This window comes from Variovorax sp. GW823-FHT04F07 (assembly GCF_058795995.1).
Map to the genome: position 1 here is coordinate 416,297 of NZ_JBXAIG010000001.1, position 14,396 is coordinate 430,692.

At 65.4% G+C, this 14,396-nt stretch carries 11 protein-coding genes; 2 read left to right on the plus strand and 9 right to left on the minus strand.

Annotated elements, in window-relative coordinates:
- The first annotated feature begins 16 nt into the window (after positions 1-16).
- Positions 17-1,609 (plus strand): tannase/feruloyl esterase family alpha/beta hydrolase, encoded by a 1,593-nt coding sequence (locus tag AC1RAA_RS01965; protein WP_159277275.1) that lies wholly within the window; start codon positions 17-19, stop codon positions 1,607-1,609.
- Positions 1,610-2,102: 493 nt separating this feature from the next.
- Here the strand turns inward: AC1RAA_RS01965 and AC1RAA_RS01970 are convergent, their stop codons facing one another.
- The 7 genes from AC1RAA_RS01970 to AC1RAA_RS02000 are packed head-to-tail and all read right to left on the minus strand — an operon-like array spanning position 2,103 to position 9,813.
- Positions 2,103-2,963, minus strand: coding sequence for a fumarylacetoacetate hydrolase family protein (locus tag AC1RAA_RS01970; RefSeq protein ID WP_492726191.1), 861 nt, complete (start codon positions 2,961-2,963; stop codon positions 2,103-2,105).
- A 21-nt stretch (positions 2,964-2,984) separates the two neighbouring features.
- The gene (locus AC1RAA_RS01975) at positions 2,985-3,917 is read right to left on the minus strand and encodes a VOC family protein (RefSeq protein ID WP_062472329.1); all 933 of its coding nucleotides are present in this window, start codon (positions 3,915-3,917) and stop codon (positions 2,985-2,987) included.
- Positions 3,914-4,897 carry an alpha/beta hydrolase gene (locus AC1RAA_RS01980; RefSeq protein ID WP_492740531.1) on the minus strand — a complete coding sequence of 328 codons (984 nt, stop codon included), beginning with the start codon at positions 4,895-4,897 and terminating at the stop codon, positions 3,914-3,916. The genes AC1RAA_RS01975 and AC1RAA_RS01980 overlap by 4 nt, the downstream gene beginning before the upstream one ends.
- A gap of 8 nt (positions 4,898-4,905) precedes the next feature.
- Positions 4,906-6,243, minus strand: coding sequence for an amidohydrolase family protein (locus AC1RAA_RS01985; RefSeq protein WP_492726195.1), 1,338 nt, complete (start codon positions 6,241-6,243; stop codon positions 4,906-4,908).
- Positions 6,240-7,751, minus strand: coding sequence for an FAD-dependent monooxygenase (locus AC1RAA_RS01990; protein WP_492726197.1), 1,512 nt, complete (start codon positions 7,749-7,751; stop codon positions 6,240-6,242). Before AC1RAA_RS01990 ends, AC1RAA_RS01985 begins: the two co-directional genes overlap by 4 nt.
- Positions 7,752-7,764: 13 nt before the next feature.
- The gene (locus AC1RAA_RS01995; RefSeq protein WP_390344562.1) at positions 7,765-8,739 is read right to left on the minus strand and encodes a Bug family tripartite tricarboxylate transporter substrate binding protein; all 975 of its coding nucleotides are present in this window, start codon (positions 8,737-8,739) and stop codon (positions 7,765-7,767) included.
- A gap of 30 nt (positions 8,740-8,769) precedes the next feature.
- Entirely contained in the window at positions 8,770-9,813 is a 1,044-nt protein-coding gene (locus tag AC1RAA_RS02000) for a porin (protein ID WP_159277269.1), read from the minus strand.
- Between the two features lie 135 nt (positions 9,814-9,948).
- Between AC1RAA_RS02000 and AC1RAA_RS02005 the strand changes: the two genes are divergently transcribed.
- Positions 9,949-10,902, plus strand: coding sequence for a LysR family transcriptional regulator (locus AC1RAA_RS02005; protein ID WP_492726198.1), 954 nt, complete (start codon positions 9,949-9,951; stop codon positions 10,900-10,902).
- 662 nt (positions 10,903-11,564) lie between these two features.
- Here AC1RAA_RS02005 and AC1RAA_RS02010 read toward each other — a convergent pair.
- Both AC1RAA_RS02010 and AC1RAA_RS02015 read right to left on the minus strand, forming a co-directional pair.
- Positions 11,565-12,995, minus strand: a complete 1,431-nt coding sequence (locus tag AC1RAA_RS02010; protein WP_492726200.1) for a carotenoid oxygenase family protein — start codon at positions 12,993-12,995, stop codon at positions 11,565-11,567.
- Complete coding sequence (locus tag AC1RAA_RS02015) at positions 12,992-14,056, minus strand: MerR family transcriptional regulator (protein WP_492726202.1); 1,065 nt, start codon at positions 14,054-14,056, stop codon at positions 12,992-12,994. Before AC1RAA_RS02015 ends, AC1RAA_RS02010 begins: the two co-directional genes overlap by 4 nt.
- Positions 14,057-14,396 lie beyond the last annotated feature (340 nt).

Sequence of the window (14,396 nt, forward strand, 5' to 3'; positions counted from 1 at the left end):
AACAAGGAGACAAAGAATGAAGATAGCCCCTCTCACATGCCGACGCGACACCCACCGGCGCATCATCTCGTGGTCCGTGGTGGCTGCTGCGGCGCTGCTTGCTTCCTGCGGCGGCAGCGGCAGCGGTGGTGGCAACTCGCCACCCGCGCTGTTCCCGTCCGCTGCCGGAAGCGCGCAGGCCGCGTGCAACAGCTTCCTGAGCCGGGCCTTCGAAGGCGCCACGATCACGCAGGCGACGCTGACGCCCCAGACAGACACCACGCCGGAGACCTGCATCGTGCGCGGCGAGATGCCGCCGGAACTCGCCTTCGAAGTCAAGCTGCCCAGCAGCTGGAACCAGCGTGTCCTGTTCATCGGCGGCGGCGGCTTCGACGGCGCCATCTACCCCAGCGCCTACAGCCCTGGCGTCGCGGAAAGCGGCTACGCGACCATCGCGACGAACCATGGACACGATGCGGCCAAGCATCCCAATGGCTCCTTCGCTATGGACCCCCAGTTGCTTCAGGACTACGCAGACGGTGCCGTGCCCAAGGTGCTTGCATCGGCGAAGGCCGTGCTCCGCTCGCGCTATGGCGAATCGGTCGGCCGCTCGAAGTTTGTCTACGAGGGCTGTTCGGGCGGTGGGCGTCAGGCGTTGATCCAGGCGCAACGGCATCCCGACCTGTTCGACGGCGTGATTGCGCGCGCCCCGGCCAATGCCTACACGGGCCAGTTCCTCTGGTATCAAAAAATACTCAAGCAGCTGGCCCAGCCCGAGGCGGGCCTGAGCATCCCGAAGGTCAAGACCCTCGCGAACTTCATGCAGTCCCAATGCGATGCACTCGACGGCCTGAAGGACGGCATCATCAGCCACCCCGAGGCCTGCAAGCCCGATCTGGCCAAGCTCCGATGCACGGGCGCCGACGCAGACTCTTGCCTGACCGACGCGCAGCTGGCGTCCGCCAAGGTCCTGTACGAGCCCACCGATGTGGCGGGTGGTCGCTACACATGGCCGGCCTTTCCCTATGTCGGCGGCGAGACCGCCGACGACGCATCGTGGCAGGCCATCGGAGGCACCACGTTTCAGATTCTCGGCGGCGACTACATGAAGTACTTCGTGGCGCAAGACCCGTCCGCAGACCCGCTGAACGTCGACCCGCTGCAGTACACGAACCGACTCGACCACCTCGCCCGATTGATCGATGCAGTCAACCCCGACCTGAGCGGGTTCCGGGCCCGCAACGGCAAGATGCTGCTCATGCACGGCACCACCGACTGGCTGATCACGCAGAACAACACCACGGACTACTACCGCAAGGTCGTCGCCGCAGCGGGCGGGCAGGCCGCGGCCGACCGGTTCGTCGAGTACTACGTGCTGGCAGGCAACGACCACTGCGCCGCCACGCCGGCAGGCGGCAAGGGCCCGGACAGCGTCGACCTCATCACCCCGATGTTCGACTGGATCGAAACCGGCACCCATCCCAGCGCCCGCGAGATCGTGGCCACGCGCAGCGTCGAGCCGGGCAAGGGCATGCAGCGGCCGATGTGCAGGCACCCGCAGTTTCCAAAGTACAACGGCACCGGCGATCCCGACGCGGCGTCCAGCTTCACCTGCACGTCACCTAGCTAGGCGTCGTGGCGCTGTGTACGCAGCAGTGTTGGCACAGGCTGGTCTGTGAAGGCATTCGCGAAGAGAACGCGCGTCGCCCGTTCTGGGTGGCGCGGGAAGGATTCGACACGCGCTGATGCATTCAATGGATACGGTGTCCTCCTGCTGGTTTCTCGCACCCTCTGGCCGCCGAAGCGCGCAACTTCGGCGGGCGGCGAGGGCATGCGTCGCGGCGTACTGACCCTACCTACGAAGCCCGATCTGGACTGAGCCCCGCAGCGATTCACACTGCCTTGGTTGTCGGGTATTGGCCTCGTTGCAGACATCGATTGTTCCGATCCCGACTAGGGCAATCGCTGCATAGCCGCCCTTGGGGTATACCCCCTTCAAATGGGTTGCCGACGTTCGAGAGGCTCGGCTTGAGAGGAGCTGTCCGTCAAGAACGAGCCGCTCCCCATTTGCGCGCGGCACGCCTGCCATTGTTCCCGCGGCTGCGGAGCAGGGCGATCAGGCCTCAGGCCCACACTTCGTCGATCACGGGGTTTTGCAGAATGCCTATGCCTTCGATCTCCACTTCGCAGACGTCGCCCGGCTTGAGCCAGATCTGCGGCGTGCGCGCCAAGCCCACCCCCGAGGGCGTGCCGGTGATGATCATGTCGCCCGGCTGCAATTCCATGCCTTCCGAGCACGCAGCGACCAAGGTCGCCACGTCAAAGATCATGTCGCGCGTGTTGGCACTTTGCAGCACCTCGCCGTTCAGGCGACAGGTCAGCTGCAGGCCGCTGGCGCCCGTCGGCAGTTCGTCTGCGGTGACGAACTCGGGGCCGAAGCCGCCGCTGCGATCGAAGTTCTTGCCCCACAGCCATTGGCCGGAGCGGAACTGGTAGTCGCGGATGGAACCCTCGTTGAAAATGGCGTAACCGGCCACGTGCGCCAGCGCATCCTCCTTGGCGATATAGCGGCCGGCCTTGCCGATGATGGCCACGAGTTCCGCCTCATAGTCGAACTGCGTGGAGACCCGCGGGCGCACCAGGGGCTCGCCGTGTGCGACCCATGAAGAGGGAAAGCGCTGGAACAGGACCGGGTGCTTGGGCGGCTCGAAGTTGCTTTCCGAGGCGTGATCGACGTAGTTCAGGCCGATGGCGAAGGCCTTGGAGGGGTTCTGAAGCGGCGGCAGCAGTTTCAGCTCGGCGAACGCCAGGTGCTGCGTCGCGCGGGCGGCGGCATCCTTCACTGCGCTCAGTCCGTCGGGGTGCTTGAGCAGCGCGTCCAGCGTCGACGGCAATCCGACTTCGGTGAGGTTGACGACCTGCGAACCGGTTCGCAGCCCCAAGGCGGGCAGGCCGTTGCTGGCGATAAAGGCGATGAGTCTCATGGTGTGGCTTTCAAGGCCGGCTTATGCCGGCTGCTCCAGGTTGGTGATGAAATCGGGGGGGAGCGAAGGCCCCCACACATACAGCGAGTCTTCTGGCGGATGGTCTGCCGCGGGCCACTCGCTGTCGGCCGGCACGTAGTCGATGTCGTGCGAATACTCGGCATAGCTGCCCCACGGATCGCGCACGTAGTAGAAGTAGTTCGACCCGAGCACGTGCCGCCCCACGCCCCAGCCTCGCCCATGGCCGGCATTGCGCATCTGCTCGGAGCCGCGCCCGACCTCGTCGATGCTGCCCACGTCCCAGCTCGAATGGTGCAGGCCGGCCGCGTGCGACTTTGCGAAGGCCACCAGATGATGATCGGAGCCATGGGCTCCATGCAGGAAGGCGATCAAGTCGCCGGAATGATCGGACAACCGCAGGCCCAGGATTTCCTGCGAGAAGCGGATCATTCGCGGCACGTCGGGCGTGAAGAAAAGCACGTGCGACAGGTAACGGGGGCGAACCTGCAGCGCGCGGCTGCGCGCTGGCGCGGCGCCATGGCCCGGTGCGACGGGCGGTGTCACGACCGGGCGGGACTTGTGCGAGGGCGACACCTTCGACGCTGCCACGAGCTGCAGGTGTGTGCCGTCCGGGTTGCGCAGCCAGACGCCCTCGGCATCGCCCAGCGGGTGCGGCTGTGCCTCGAGGCCAGCCGTGACAATGCGTTCCCGCAAGGCATCCAGCTGATGCGCATGCACGCCATAGCGCACGTACTCGAGCTGCTTCGACCGGCCCGATGCATGGACCCAGGCCCAGCAATGCGGATGGCCGAAGGTGTGCAGCGCCAGGCGGTTGCCTTCGCGGCGCACGTCCAGGCCGAAGGCGCGGTAGAACTGCTCGGCCTCATGCAGGTCGGGCACGCTGAACACGAAGCGGTCGACCGAATGGACCGACGCATGGGGGGCTTGATTCATACCTCAGCCTCCTTTGTGTCGTCGGGGCGGGCACGCAGGGTCGCTGCGAAGCAGCTGCAGATTTCGTCATTGGCGCGCCGTGCAGCCTCTGAGACCTCGAAGAACCCGAAGAAGGGATGGAACATGTCTTCGTAGCGCAGCACCTGCGTGGCAATGCCAGCCGCCTGCAGCCGCGCCGCATAGGCCAGCCCCTCGTTGTACAGGGGGTCGCACCCTGCCACGGCAATGACCGTGGCGGGCAAGTCGCCCAAGTCTGCGCAGTGCAGGGGAGACGGAGGAAAGTCCGTCGCACGGTCCGCTGCCGTGCCCAGGTAGAGCCGCGCCACCTCCCGCAGGTCGTGCGGCGTGAGCATTGGATACGCACACCCATCGTTTCTCTCGAGCCTGACCGTGTCGCGTGCGAAATCGACGCCGGGCACGATGAGCAGCTGACCCGCGAGCGCAAAGCCGCGGTCGCGAACCTGGATAGCCGACGAGGCAGCGAGACTGCCGCCCGCGCTTTCCCCTGCCACGGCCACGCACGCAGGATCGCCACCGAGGGCCACGGCGTTGGCCAGCGCCCACAACGTGGCAGCCAGCGCGTCGTCGTGCGCGGCGGGAAAGGGATGCTCCGGCGCGAGTCGATAGTCCACGGACACCACCACCGCCTCGATGTCGCGACACAGCTTGCGCGCGATGTCGTCCATCAGCTCGACGCTTCCGAGCACGAAGCCGCCGCCGTGGAAGAAGACGACGGTCGGCAGCGACGGCCTGTGCGAATGCGGGCGGTACACGCGCACCGGAACGCGCACGTCTGCGTGCGCGGCAATCGTGTCCTCCACAGACTGCACATCCGGCAATCCGGAGCGCTCGCGCGCGGCAAGGACCGCGGCGCGCATGCGACCGCGCGCCTCGTCCGGCGTGCCGCTGAACGGTGGGGGCGCACCGCGTGCCTGCAGGGCAGCAACCACCACGGCGAGTTGGGGATCAAGCTGCGGCATGGCCGGCATCACATCTCCCCCAGCACGTGTCGTTGCGAGTTGAAGGCGCGGGCGCGCAGCGCGTCGACATCGATGTGCAGCATGCGGCCATTGCGCTTCACCGCGCGTCCGGCGACGTAGACGGAATCGACATTGCCTGGGTGCGCGGCCAGCACGATGGCCCCGACGGCGTCGGACACGGGGGTGAGGTTCAGGTCGTCCTGCCGCACCAGAATGAGGTCGGCCTGCTTGCCCGGCGTCAGCGATCCCGTCTTGTGCGCCAGCCCGGTGGCCTTTGCACCGGCGATCGTGCCGAACTCGAGCACGTCACGCAAGGTGATGGTCGGTGGTGCGTTCGCGGCCTTCGAATGGCCGCCACCCATCCAGGAGCGGTAGTGCGCAAAGGCATGGCGCATCTGCGTGAACATGTCGCCAGCGCATTTCGTTTCGGTATCGCCGCTCAGGCTGGGACGGATCCCGGCGGCTAGCAGCCGGTCGAATGGGATATCGCCGATTCCCTGCGCGTTCAGTTCGCAGTGCACGCCCAACGAGGCCGTCACGCCCGCGTCGGCCATCATGGCCAGTTCGTCGTCCCCGCAGAAGCAGCAATGAACGAAGGTAAGGTCGTCGCCCAGCACGCCGGCCTGGTGCATCTGGGCGATCGCGCGGACCGGTGCATTGCGCGCATACGCGCCCATGTGGATGGTGGAGCGAATGTCCAGTTCGCGCGCCAGGCGCAGGTCCTGCAGCCAGACCTCGCGGCGTGCCATTTCCGGGCCGCGCCCGGCCATCGCCAGCGTCAGCAACTGGTCGTCTGAAGAGAAGTACTGGCTGCGCAGCCTGCGGATGTCCTGCGGATGACCGCGTTCGCTGTCGAACATCCAGGAATGCCCCTCGACCAGCGGCCAGCCATGGGCGAAGACACCCCGGATGCCGGCGTCGCGCAAGGCCAGGATCGCGGCGTCCGCATGCTCCGGTGTGTTCTGGACATGCGACCAGTCCAGCATCGTGGTCGTTCCGCTGTCCAGGGCCGACACCGCGCCCAGCAGGGTGCCGGCATAGACGTCCTCGGTGCGGAAAGCAGCGCCCTTGGCGCCGAGCATTTCCGCGAAGTAGATCTGAGGATCGATGTCCGCATAGCGATGCCGCACGCAGGTTTGCCAGGTGTGCCGATGGGTGTCTACGAAGCCCGGCATGACGATCATGCGTTGCGCGTCGATGCGCTCGGCCGCTTCGGTCTCGATGTGGGGGGCGACCGCGACGATGCGCTCGCCTTCGATCAGGACGTCGCCGCGGCGCAGGTCGCCGATGGTGGGGTCCATGCTCAGGACCCAGCCACCGGCCAGGAGGGTGCGGTGGGTGTTCACTGCTTGCTCCGCGTGAGCCAGCGGCCCAGTTGCGCCTCGACCTCACCGGCCCGTGCCAAGGCGCTGCTGGCCCAGGCGACGTAGCCGTCCGGGCGCACCAGGATGCCCGTCACGCCGTCCATCTCTGCCGGTACACGGCCGACGCGGGCGCTGACGACGTTCAAGGGCAGGCCAGCGCACTGCAGCGCTTCGAACTGGCGGCTCTGGCCTTCCAGATCGAGCAGCAGGAACTTGCGATCGCGCAGGAGCTCGGCCGGCCGAAGCGACCGGCCATCGAGCGTGAGGAGGTCGAAGTCGGGTAGGCGGCAACCGGTCAGCGCGTGGTTGCCTGCTTCGTGCGGATACGGCGCTTCCAGCCCGCACAACTCCAGCACCAGTTTGCGCTGCACGTCCGGCAGCGGAATGATCTGCTCGGCCATGCGCCGCTTGAGTGTGAGGCCGCTTTCGTCGAAGTTGAACTGCAGCACACACTGCGCCTTGACGCTCTCCAGCAGGGCGCGCATGACAGGCAGGCGCTCCGCGTCGTAGCTGTCCAGTGTCGACTCATCGGCATGGCCGTTGACCACGTTGGCCAGCTTCCACCCCAGGTTGAAGGCATCCTGCAGGCAGAAGTTCATGCCGACGCCGCTGGCTGGATAGTGGATGCGGGCCGACTCGCCCACCAGGAACACGCGACCCTTTCGCAGCGACGGCACCGAACGCATCTGGTCGTCAAAGCGCGATGCCCAGCGGTGGCTGGTGATGCCGTAGTCGGTGCCGTGCACGTCCGCGATGCATTTCAGCGCTTCTTCCAGGGTGACGGGTTCATTCTTCGGTGCCACGCGTCGGTCGCGATGGACGATGTTGAAACGGGTGATGCCTTCACCGAAGGCGTAACCGCGGACCCAGCCCATCTCGTTGTCGACGTTGATGCGTCCTCCGGGCCAGGGCGCATCCAGGTGCGCATCGATGACGATGCCGCGGAAGGTGCCGGAATGGCCATCGAACGGGATGCCGGCACCGGAGCGCACCGTGCTGCGGCCGCCGTCCGCGCCGACGAGGTAGCGCGCGCGCAGCGTCGCTGGCGCCCCCTGGGCATCGGTGACCGACACGGTCACGCCGCTGCCATCCTGCTCGAAGGACTGCAGTTCCGTGCCGCGGCGAATTTGCGCGCCGCTCTCGGTCGCCCATTGCCAGAGGATTTCTTCGGTGAAGTTCTGTGGCAATCCCAGTGTGAAGCCGAATCGGCTTTCCAGGTACTGCCAGCGAATCGGATGAAAGCCGGCCCATATGTGCGAAGGCCGAAACGGGTACGGCACGATCTCGCGCGTGCGCTCGATGAACCGATCCGCAATGCCACGCGCATCGAACAACTCGAGCACGCGCGGCAGGATGGTCCCCGCCCGCGACTGCACGCCCTCGGTCCTGCGTTCGAGCACCAGCGTCTTCGCGCCCGCACCCGCCAGTTCGGCGGCTAGTGTCAAGCCCGAAGGGCCACCCCCCACCACGATGACATCCCATGACTGCATGTTTGTTTGCTCCCTATTCAGGCTGGATGCCCGCTGCCTTGATGGCCGCTTCGACCATCGGGCGATCATTCGAAATCAGGCGCGCCAGGTCTTGCGGCGAGCCGCCCATGACGCGCCACTGTTCTTCCTCGATCTTCTTTCGCACCTCCGGCAGCTGAAGCGCCTGGGCGAAGGCGGCGTTGAGCTTGCGCACGATCGGCTCCGGCGTGTTCGCCGGTGCGACGAAGCCCATCCAGTTGCCGAACGGGCGGAACGACGGGAACACTTCCGTCATCGTCGGAACGCCCGGCTGCGATGCCAGGCGCTTGTCCGACATGAAGGCCAGCACCCGCACCTGTCCCGCTTTCCATTGCCCCAGCACCGACCCGACGCTAAGCACCGTCACGTCCACGCGACCGCTGAGCAGTTCAGGGATGATGGGCGCGGCGCCCTGGTAGGGCACGTGGAGCATGTCCACGCCCGCCACCGCCTTGAACTGCTCCATCAGCAGGTGGTTGAAGGAGCCGATGCCGACGCTCGCATAGGGCTGCCCCGGCTGCTTCTTCAGCTGCTCTACGAGTGCGCGCAGGTCGGTCGCGGGCAGCCGCGAGCTGACGATCAGGCCCACCGGGATGTCAGCGACGGCAATGACCGGCGTGAAGCTGCGCACCGGGTCGTAGGGCAGGTCCTTGCGCTGCAGGCTGTTCAGGAGCAGGGCCGAGGTCGTCGTCAGTGCCAGCGTGTAGCCGTCCGGCTTGGCCCGGGCCACCTGGGTGGTGCCGAGGATGCCGTTGGCGCCGGCCTTGTTCTCGAAGACGATCGGTTGGCCGAGGATGCGCGAGGCGCGTTCCGACACCAGGCGTCCCACCACTTCCAGCGAAGAGCCTGCAGGATAGGGAAACACGACATGGATGGGCTTGTTGGGATACGCCGTCTCTTGCGCGAAGGCTGGCGTGAGCGCCAGCAGTGCGGTGGCTGCGGCGCAGAAGGTCAGGAAGGTTCGTCTCATTGGGATGTCCTTTTTTCTTGAAGGGCCGCGTCAGAAGCTGTGGCGAACGCCGAGTTGCGTGCCCATGACGTCTTCGCCCTTGGCGAGAACGGGCAGCGCTGGATTTAGTGTTTCGGAGAAGCCCGCGCCATTGTTCAGGCGTGCGATGCCGGCAAAGACGGCCGTGCGCCGAGAGAGGAAGTGCATGTACTGGAGGGCGACTCTGGAGGCCTTGCTTGCCCCTTGCCGCTCGACCAGGTAGCTCGCGCGGATTTCACCGGCGCCGAGCGGCCAGTTTGTGCCGACCAATGCCGAGGAACGTCGGGGTTGGCCCGGATCGTTGCGCTGGATGTAGAAACCGGTCAGGCGCGGACCGCCGAACTTGTAGTCGCCGCCCACCATGAATTCCTTGCGATCGCCGGCGGGCACCGCGTTCTTCTGGATGGTGTAGGCCGCGTGTAGGTCGAAATTCGTGTCGTTGTAAGAGACGCCCAGGCCGGTGTATTGCGCACCCCTGACGCCTTCGCTGGCACTGGCAAGCGCACGCACTTGAAAGCCGCCCATGCGCGGGCTGAGGTACTTGACCGAATTGTTGATGCGCGGCGTGAAGAGGGTCATCGGCCAGGCTGCGCCGATGCCGGTGAAGTAGAAGGGATCGAGCGGCCCGGTGAGGTCGTCCATGGGGATGTAGTTGCGACCCAGCCGCAATTCGCCATAGGGCGTCACCAGCCCAACCATGGCCTCGCGGCCGAAGTAGATTCCGCCGAAACCCACAGTGCCGGTGTCTGCGTTGAAGCCATGATCGAGCTTGAACTTCGCGCCCCAGCCGCCACCCAGGTCCTCGACGCCTTCGAAGATCAGGCGCGACGAGTCGCTGGACAGCGCCGTCAGCGTGCGGGAGCTGCCGTTGGGCGAGGAGATGCGCAGGTGGTCGACGGACATTTCCACCTTTCCGGACAGGGTGATGGAACTCTGGGCGCCCGCGCTCGTGGCAGCCCATGCCGCGCACGCGGCCACCAGATGGATGTGCCTGGCAGGCGAACGGCGCAAGCCGGATCTTGGCGCAGCTGCATGCCGCGCGAGCGATGAGGTCATTCTTGTTTGTCTCCGGGTGAGTGAGGTGACGGACCGAGGCGTCCCTCGATGGGCTCGATTGTTCGCAGCCCACATCCATGCGACAAATGAATTGTTTAAAGTATTGTCATTTGCCGCGCAAATGGAAGAACCGACATGCGATTCGACAAACTCGACCTGAATCTCCTCGTCGTGCTCGACGCACTCCTGACCACCCGCAGCGTGACGCGCGCCTCGGAGCGCGTCTTCCTCAGCCAGCCTGCGACCAGCTTGTCTTTGCGGCGCCTGCGCGAGTACTTCAAGGACGAGTTGCTGCAGCCGATCGGCAAGTCATTCGTCCTCACGCCGCTGGCTGCCGAACTGGTCAAACCGGTCCACGACGTGCTCCTGCGTGTGCAGGCCATCGCCCGGGCGCAGCCGACGTTCGACCCGACCACCTCGCAGCGGCGCTTCGTCATCGATTCCTCGGACTACGTCATCTCGGTGTTGCTGTCGGAGGTGGTCAGGCGTGCGGCCAGCGCAGCGCCTCGGATGGAGTTCGACCTGCGCGCCAGAAGCCCGCAGTCTCGCGACCTGTTGCAGGCCGGAGAGATCGAGCTGCTCATCACGCCGCAGTTCGCCATCGTGCCCGGGCATCCTTCCGAGTTGTTGTTCGAGGACACGTTTTCATGTCTCGTGAGTCCCGAGCATTTCGGCATGACGAAGAAGCTCACGGCGGAGCAGTATTTCGAGGCCTCGCACATCGGTGTCGAGTGGGGCGGTGGTCGGCGCCTGACCTATGACCAGCAGTTGATCGCCGTGGGCAAGCGCGCCCGCAGGCAGGACGTCATCGCGCCCAGCTTCACCCTGGTGCCGCCGCTGTTGGTCGGAACGCCGCGCATCGCCACGCTGCCGACACGGCTGGCGCAGCAGATCGCCGAGCGCTTTCCGCTGCGCGTCGTCGAGTGTCCAGTGGAGATCCCTGCGTTTGCCGAGCACATGCAATGGCACAAGTACCAGGAGCGCGATCCTGCGATCGCTTGGCTCCGCAGCTTGCTACTCGAAGTCGCGCAGGGCCTGCAGCCGAGCCGGGCGACAGCGACGCGTGGCAGAGGGGCGAGTGGGAAGTGACGCGGCCTTTCGAATCGCGGTGCGAAGAATGTCGCTCGGATGGCCGCGATGCGGATGAGCTCCTGCGTTCATCGTGCGACTGCCGCGGGCGACAACTAGCGCCCGATGGATCGAGCCTGAAGCGCCGCGTAGCCTCCGCCGAGCGCGATCAGGCTCATGCCCATCTAACTGGTGGCATCGGGCCAATGGCCGAAGACCATCCATCCGAGCAATGCGGCCCATAGCATTTTCTATGACGCCGCGGAAGGCTCCAAGACTACCAGTCAGTGCGCACGCGCTTCGGGAGGCGGAGTCAAACGTCCGGACCTGGCCGTTCTACGACTTCGCGGGCAAGGTTCTTACCTGGCCTTGACGGACGAGAAAGTCCTTTGTGGCCCGAGCTAGGGAATCGTCTTCGATGACACGCGCCATGAATTGACCGGCATCGTTCTCGTAGCACGGTAGCAACCCGTTCAGCACAAAGTGCTGTCTCCACGTTACGCCGTCGCTCTGCAAGGCGGCCATGACTACTTCGTCAGTGTGTTCCATCGCGGTGTTGCATTTGTGCGGTCGTCCGACTGACCGCTTCTGGTCGACTTTAGCCGGTCGCGCGAAAGAACTTCGAGCCGGTTCCTGTATCCTGACCTTCTTGAAGGCAGTCACTGGCTGATGGCCTGAAGGGGTCAAATTCGCGCAGGTCGCCAAGTTCCGTGGAAGCCGAACGGTACGCGATGCGGCAAACGGGCGACCGCGACGGGTTCCGCCGCCAGGTCCATTGCATCGAGTACCAGTAGGTCGCTGCGCCTGTCCTGTTTACGCCAGGCCACGGCGAGCAGCCAGCCGTCGCCCTCGGCTGCGTCGGTGGCGCGCGGCACGAACACTGGTTCCGACACCACGTCTCCATGCGGCAGCGTGTGCATGCTGCGCTCGCCGGTATCGAAATCGAAACGGGCGAGGCTGTCGTAAAGCACGCTTTCCGAGTCATCCCTTGCTCGCGCCGTCGCATGGCAGGTGTAGAAGCCATAGCGGTTGCGCCGGCCCGCGTAGCGCTCGTCGATGCGCGGAAACTCAGCCACCAAGTCGTCGAGGTACTCGCGCCGGAATCCCGTGTCCGTGCCGCTTAAATCGAAAGTCCAGCGGCACAGGCGTGCAGCCATGGCGGCGGGGTCACCGGCGAGGCCTTCGGCATCGGGCAGTCCGGGCGCCGTTTCCGACTGCATCACATACGCCACGACAGTGGCGCCGTCGTCCCAGGCATTCATCACATGGAACACGTGGCAGGCGTCGGAGTCGAACCAACGCAGTGTGTCCGCAGTGCCACCGCGCTGCATCACGCCAACATGGGTCCGCAGGGCGGCATCCCAGGCCAGCAGTGGCTTGCCGCGCATCGCGCGTTCCACGCTGAGCGTCAGCGGCGTAACGGGAAAGAGCACATGCCCGCGCGTCACCATGAAGTCGTGCGCCATGCTGGCATGCGGCGCTTTGAAAGACTCTAACCGTGTGACCTCGCAGTGCTTGTCCATCACGCCGTAGAGCATGGTCGGCGAACAAGGGCCGTCTGGCGAGTAAGCAAAGAAGTGCAGTTCGCCGCTCTCGGGGTCCACCTTCGGATGCGCGGTGCATCGCGAGGTCACCCGGTCGCCGAAGCTCTGGTGCCCTTTGGAAGCCAGCGTGTAGGCGTCGAGCTCAAAGGGTTGATGCGACTCTTCGAGGGCGAACAACCGGTCGCCATGCCACAGCATGCTGGTGTTGGCCGTGCCACCGTTTTGGCCCTGCGCCAGCGGGTCGCTGGTGGCAGGGTTGCCGAAAGTGCCGAAGAGCGCGCGCCCGGCTTCATGTTCGAGCTGCCATTTCGGCGTGCGCGCCCAACGGTTGCTGTACGACACGCCGCCCTTGTCGACGTGGAAAGCATGCACCATGCCGTCGCCAGAGAACCAGTGGTAGTTGTTGTCGCGCGGCGCGTACTGCGGGCTTGGGCCGACACGGTACAGGCTGCCCGACAGCCCGAGTGGCATCGTGCCTTCGATGTGGAGGTGCGTGATGTCGTGCTCCTCGGCGAGCGGTGCGTAGTTGCCGGCGAAGAAGTGAGGGTTCGTTTGTGCTTCTGCGTTCACGTGGGGCCTTTGGGGTTCATTTGTGAGGTCGATGTGTCGTTCAGGCGCGCGATGGCTTGCCCGACGTAGGCGGCCAATGTCTCGTCGATGCCTGAGCCAACCCGCAGCGCCGAATCGTGGTGAAACGCGCGCTGCAGCTTCGCGCCTAGCGCGGCATCGCCGCCCACCTTGGCGAGCGAGAGCTCCTGCCAGCGCCGGGCCAGCGCACGCATGGCTTCGTCATCGATGGGGGTGCCTGCCAACATCTGTTGCCGAACTTCGGCGATGAGCGGCGGCCATGCATCGGTCTGCGCAACGTAGTGCTGGCGCAGCTTGGCCATGTCGCGGGCGCTGCAGTAGGGCGCGTAGAGCTGGAGGCGCGCAAAGGCCATGGCGTGCGAGATGTAGCGGATGCCTGCGCGGTCCACACCGGTCAGCGCGTGGAGCGACGGCTCGCTCCAGTGCATGGTGTAGAGCTTTATCAGCAAGCCCTCGTCGCCGCCAGCTTCTTCGAGCAACAGCTCAATCCAACGTTGAGCCAGCGCCTGCGCTTGCGGGTTCTCGGGCGATATGCCTGCGGCGACCAGACGGTGCAGCCACACCGACAACTCCGTGCGCTCGGGCGCCATTGCGTCAGTGAAACCGTCGCGCTGCGCCTTGAGCGTGCGCTGTTCGTCTTCGCTGAAGTACTTCGAGCCCGCGACCATGCTTTCGAGTGCCAGGAGCCAGTCGTCCATGCCGGGTTCTTCGCTGGTTTGCAGCTGGTCCTGCACCGCGAGCAGATGGGTGCGCAGCGCCGACGCCTGCAGGATTTCGCGGTCGAGCTGCGCCACCTGCTGCGCCACGACTTCCGAGATACCGCCGGCTGCGTTGTCGAGCAGGCCTTGTATGTCGGCAAGCGACAGGTCGAGTCGCCGCAACGCCTGAATGCGGTAGAGACGCGCCACGTCTTTCCGCCCATATAGGCGGTAGCCGCCACTGGACCTTTCGGACGGCACCAGCAGGGCAATATCGTCATAGTGCCGCAACGCGCGCACTGTCAGCCCGGTGCGCCGGGCCAGTTCACCAATCCTCAGAAACATGCCTTCCCTCTCAAGTTGAAAGGCATCCTAGACCGTGCCGTTACGAGAGGGTCAAGCACTTTTCGTGGCCCGCGGTCGCTCCGCCATCAGCTTTGTCGCTTCCGAGGCGACTCTGGCAAGAAACTGGACCGCCGCGCCGAACTTCCGCTATTGGCCGATAGTAGCCATTCGCGCGAGGCCAAGGGATGTCGGAAAACGCTGCAATGCAGACGTCGCCGATGTCCGCGCTGACCGACAGTTCGGGTTGAAAGCTCTGCGCCTCTCCAGCCGACGCAACTTCGTCGAAACGCCGCGGACCATTAGAGTTCGGTCTCAACACCATGGCCACAACGAGGAGCGG

Excerpts from the sequence above, each read along its gene's own strand:
- AC1RAA_RS01990 (WP_492726197.1), bottom strand. The coding sequence starts at position 7,751 with ATGCAGTCATGGGATGTCATCGTGGTGGGGGGTGGCCCTTCGGGCTTG.
- AC1RAA_RS02000 (WP_159277269.1), bottom strand. The coding sequence starts at position 9,813 with ATGACCTCATCGCTCGCGCGGCATGCAGCTGCGCCAAGATCCGGCTTG.
- AC1RAA_RS02015 (WP_492726202.1), bottom strand. The coding sequence starts at position 14,056 with ATGTTTCTGAGGATTGGTGAACTGGCCCGGCGCACCGGGCTGACAGTG.
- AC1RAA_RS02005 (WP_492726198.1), top strand. The coding sequence starts at position 9,949 with ATGCGATTCGACAAACTCGACCTGAATCTCCTCGTCGTGCTCGACGCA.
- AC1RAA_RS01975 (WP_062472329.1), bottom strand. The coding sequence starts at position 3,917 with ATGAATCAAGCCCCCCATGCGTCGGTCCATTCGGTCGACCGCTTCGTG.
- AC1RAA_RS01995 (WP_390344562.1), bottom strand. The coding sequence starts at position 8,739 with ATGAGACGAACCTTCCTGACCTTCTGCGCCGCAGCCACCGCACTGCTG.
- AC1RAA_RS01980 (WP_492740531.1), bottom strand. The coding sequence starts at position 4,897 with ATGCCGCAGCTTGATCCCCAACTCGCCGTGGTGGTTGCTGCCCTGCAG.
- AC1RAA_RS01970 (WP_492726191.1), bottom strand. The coding sequence starts at position 2,963 with ATGAGACTCATCGCCTTTATCGCCAGCAACGGCCTGCCCGCCTTGGGG.
- AC1RAA_RS01965 (WP_159277275.1), top strand. The coding sequence starts at position 17 with ATGAAGATAGCCCCTCTCACATGCCGACGCGACACCCACCGGCGCATC.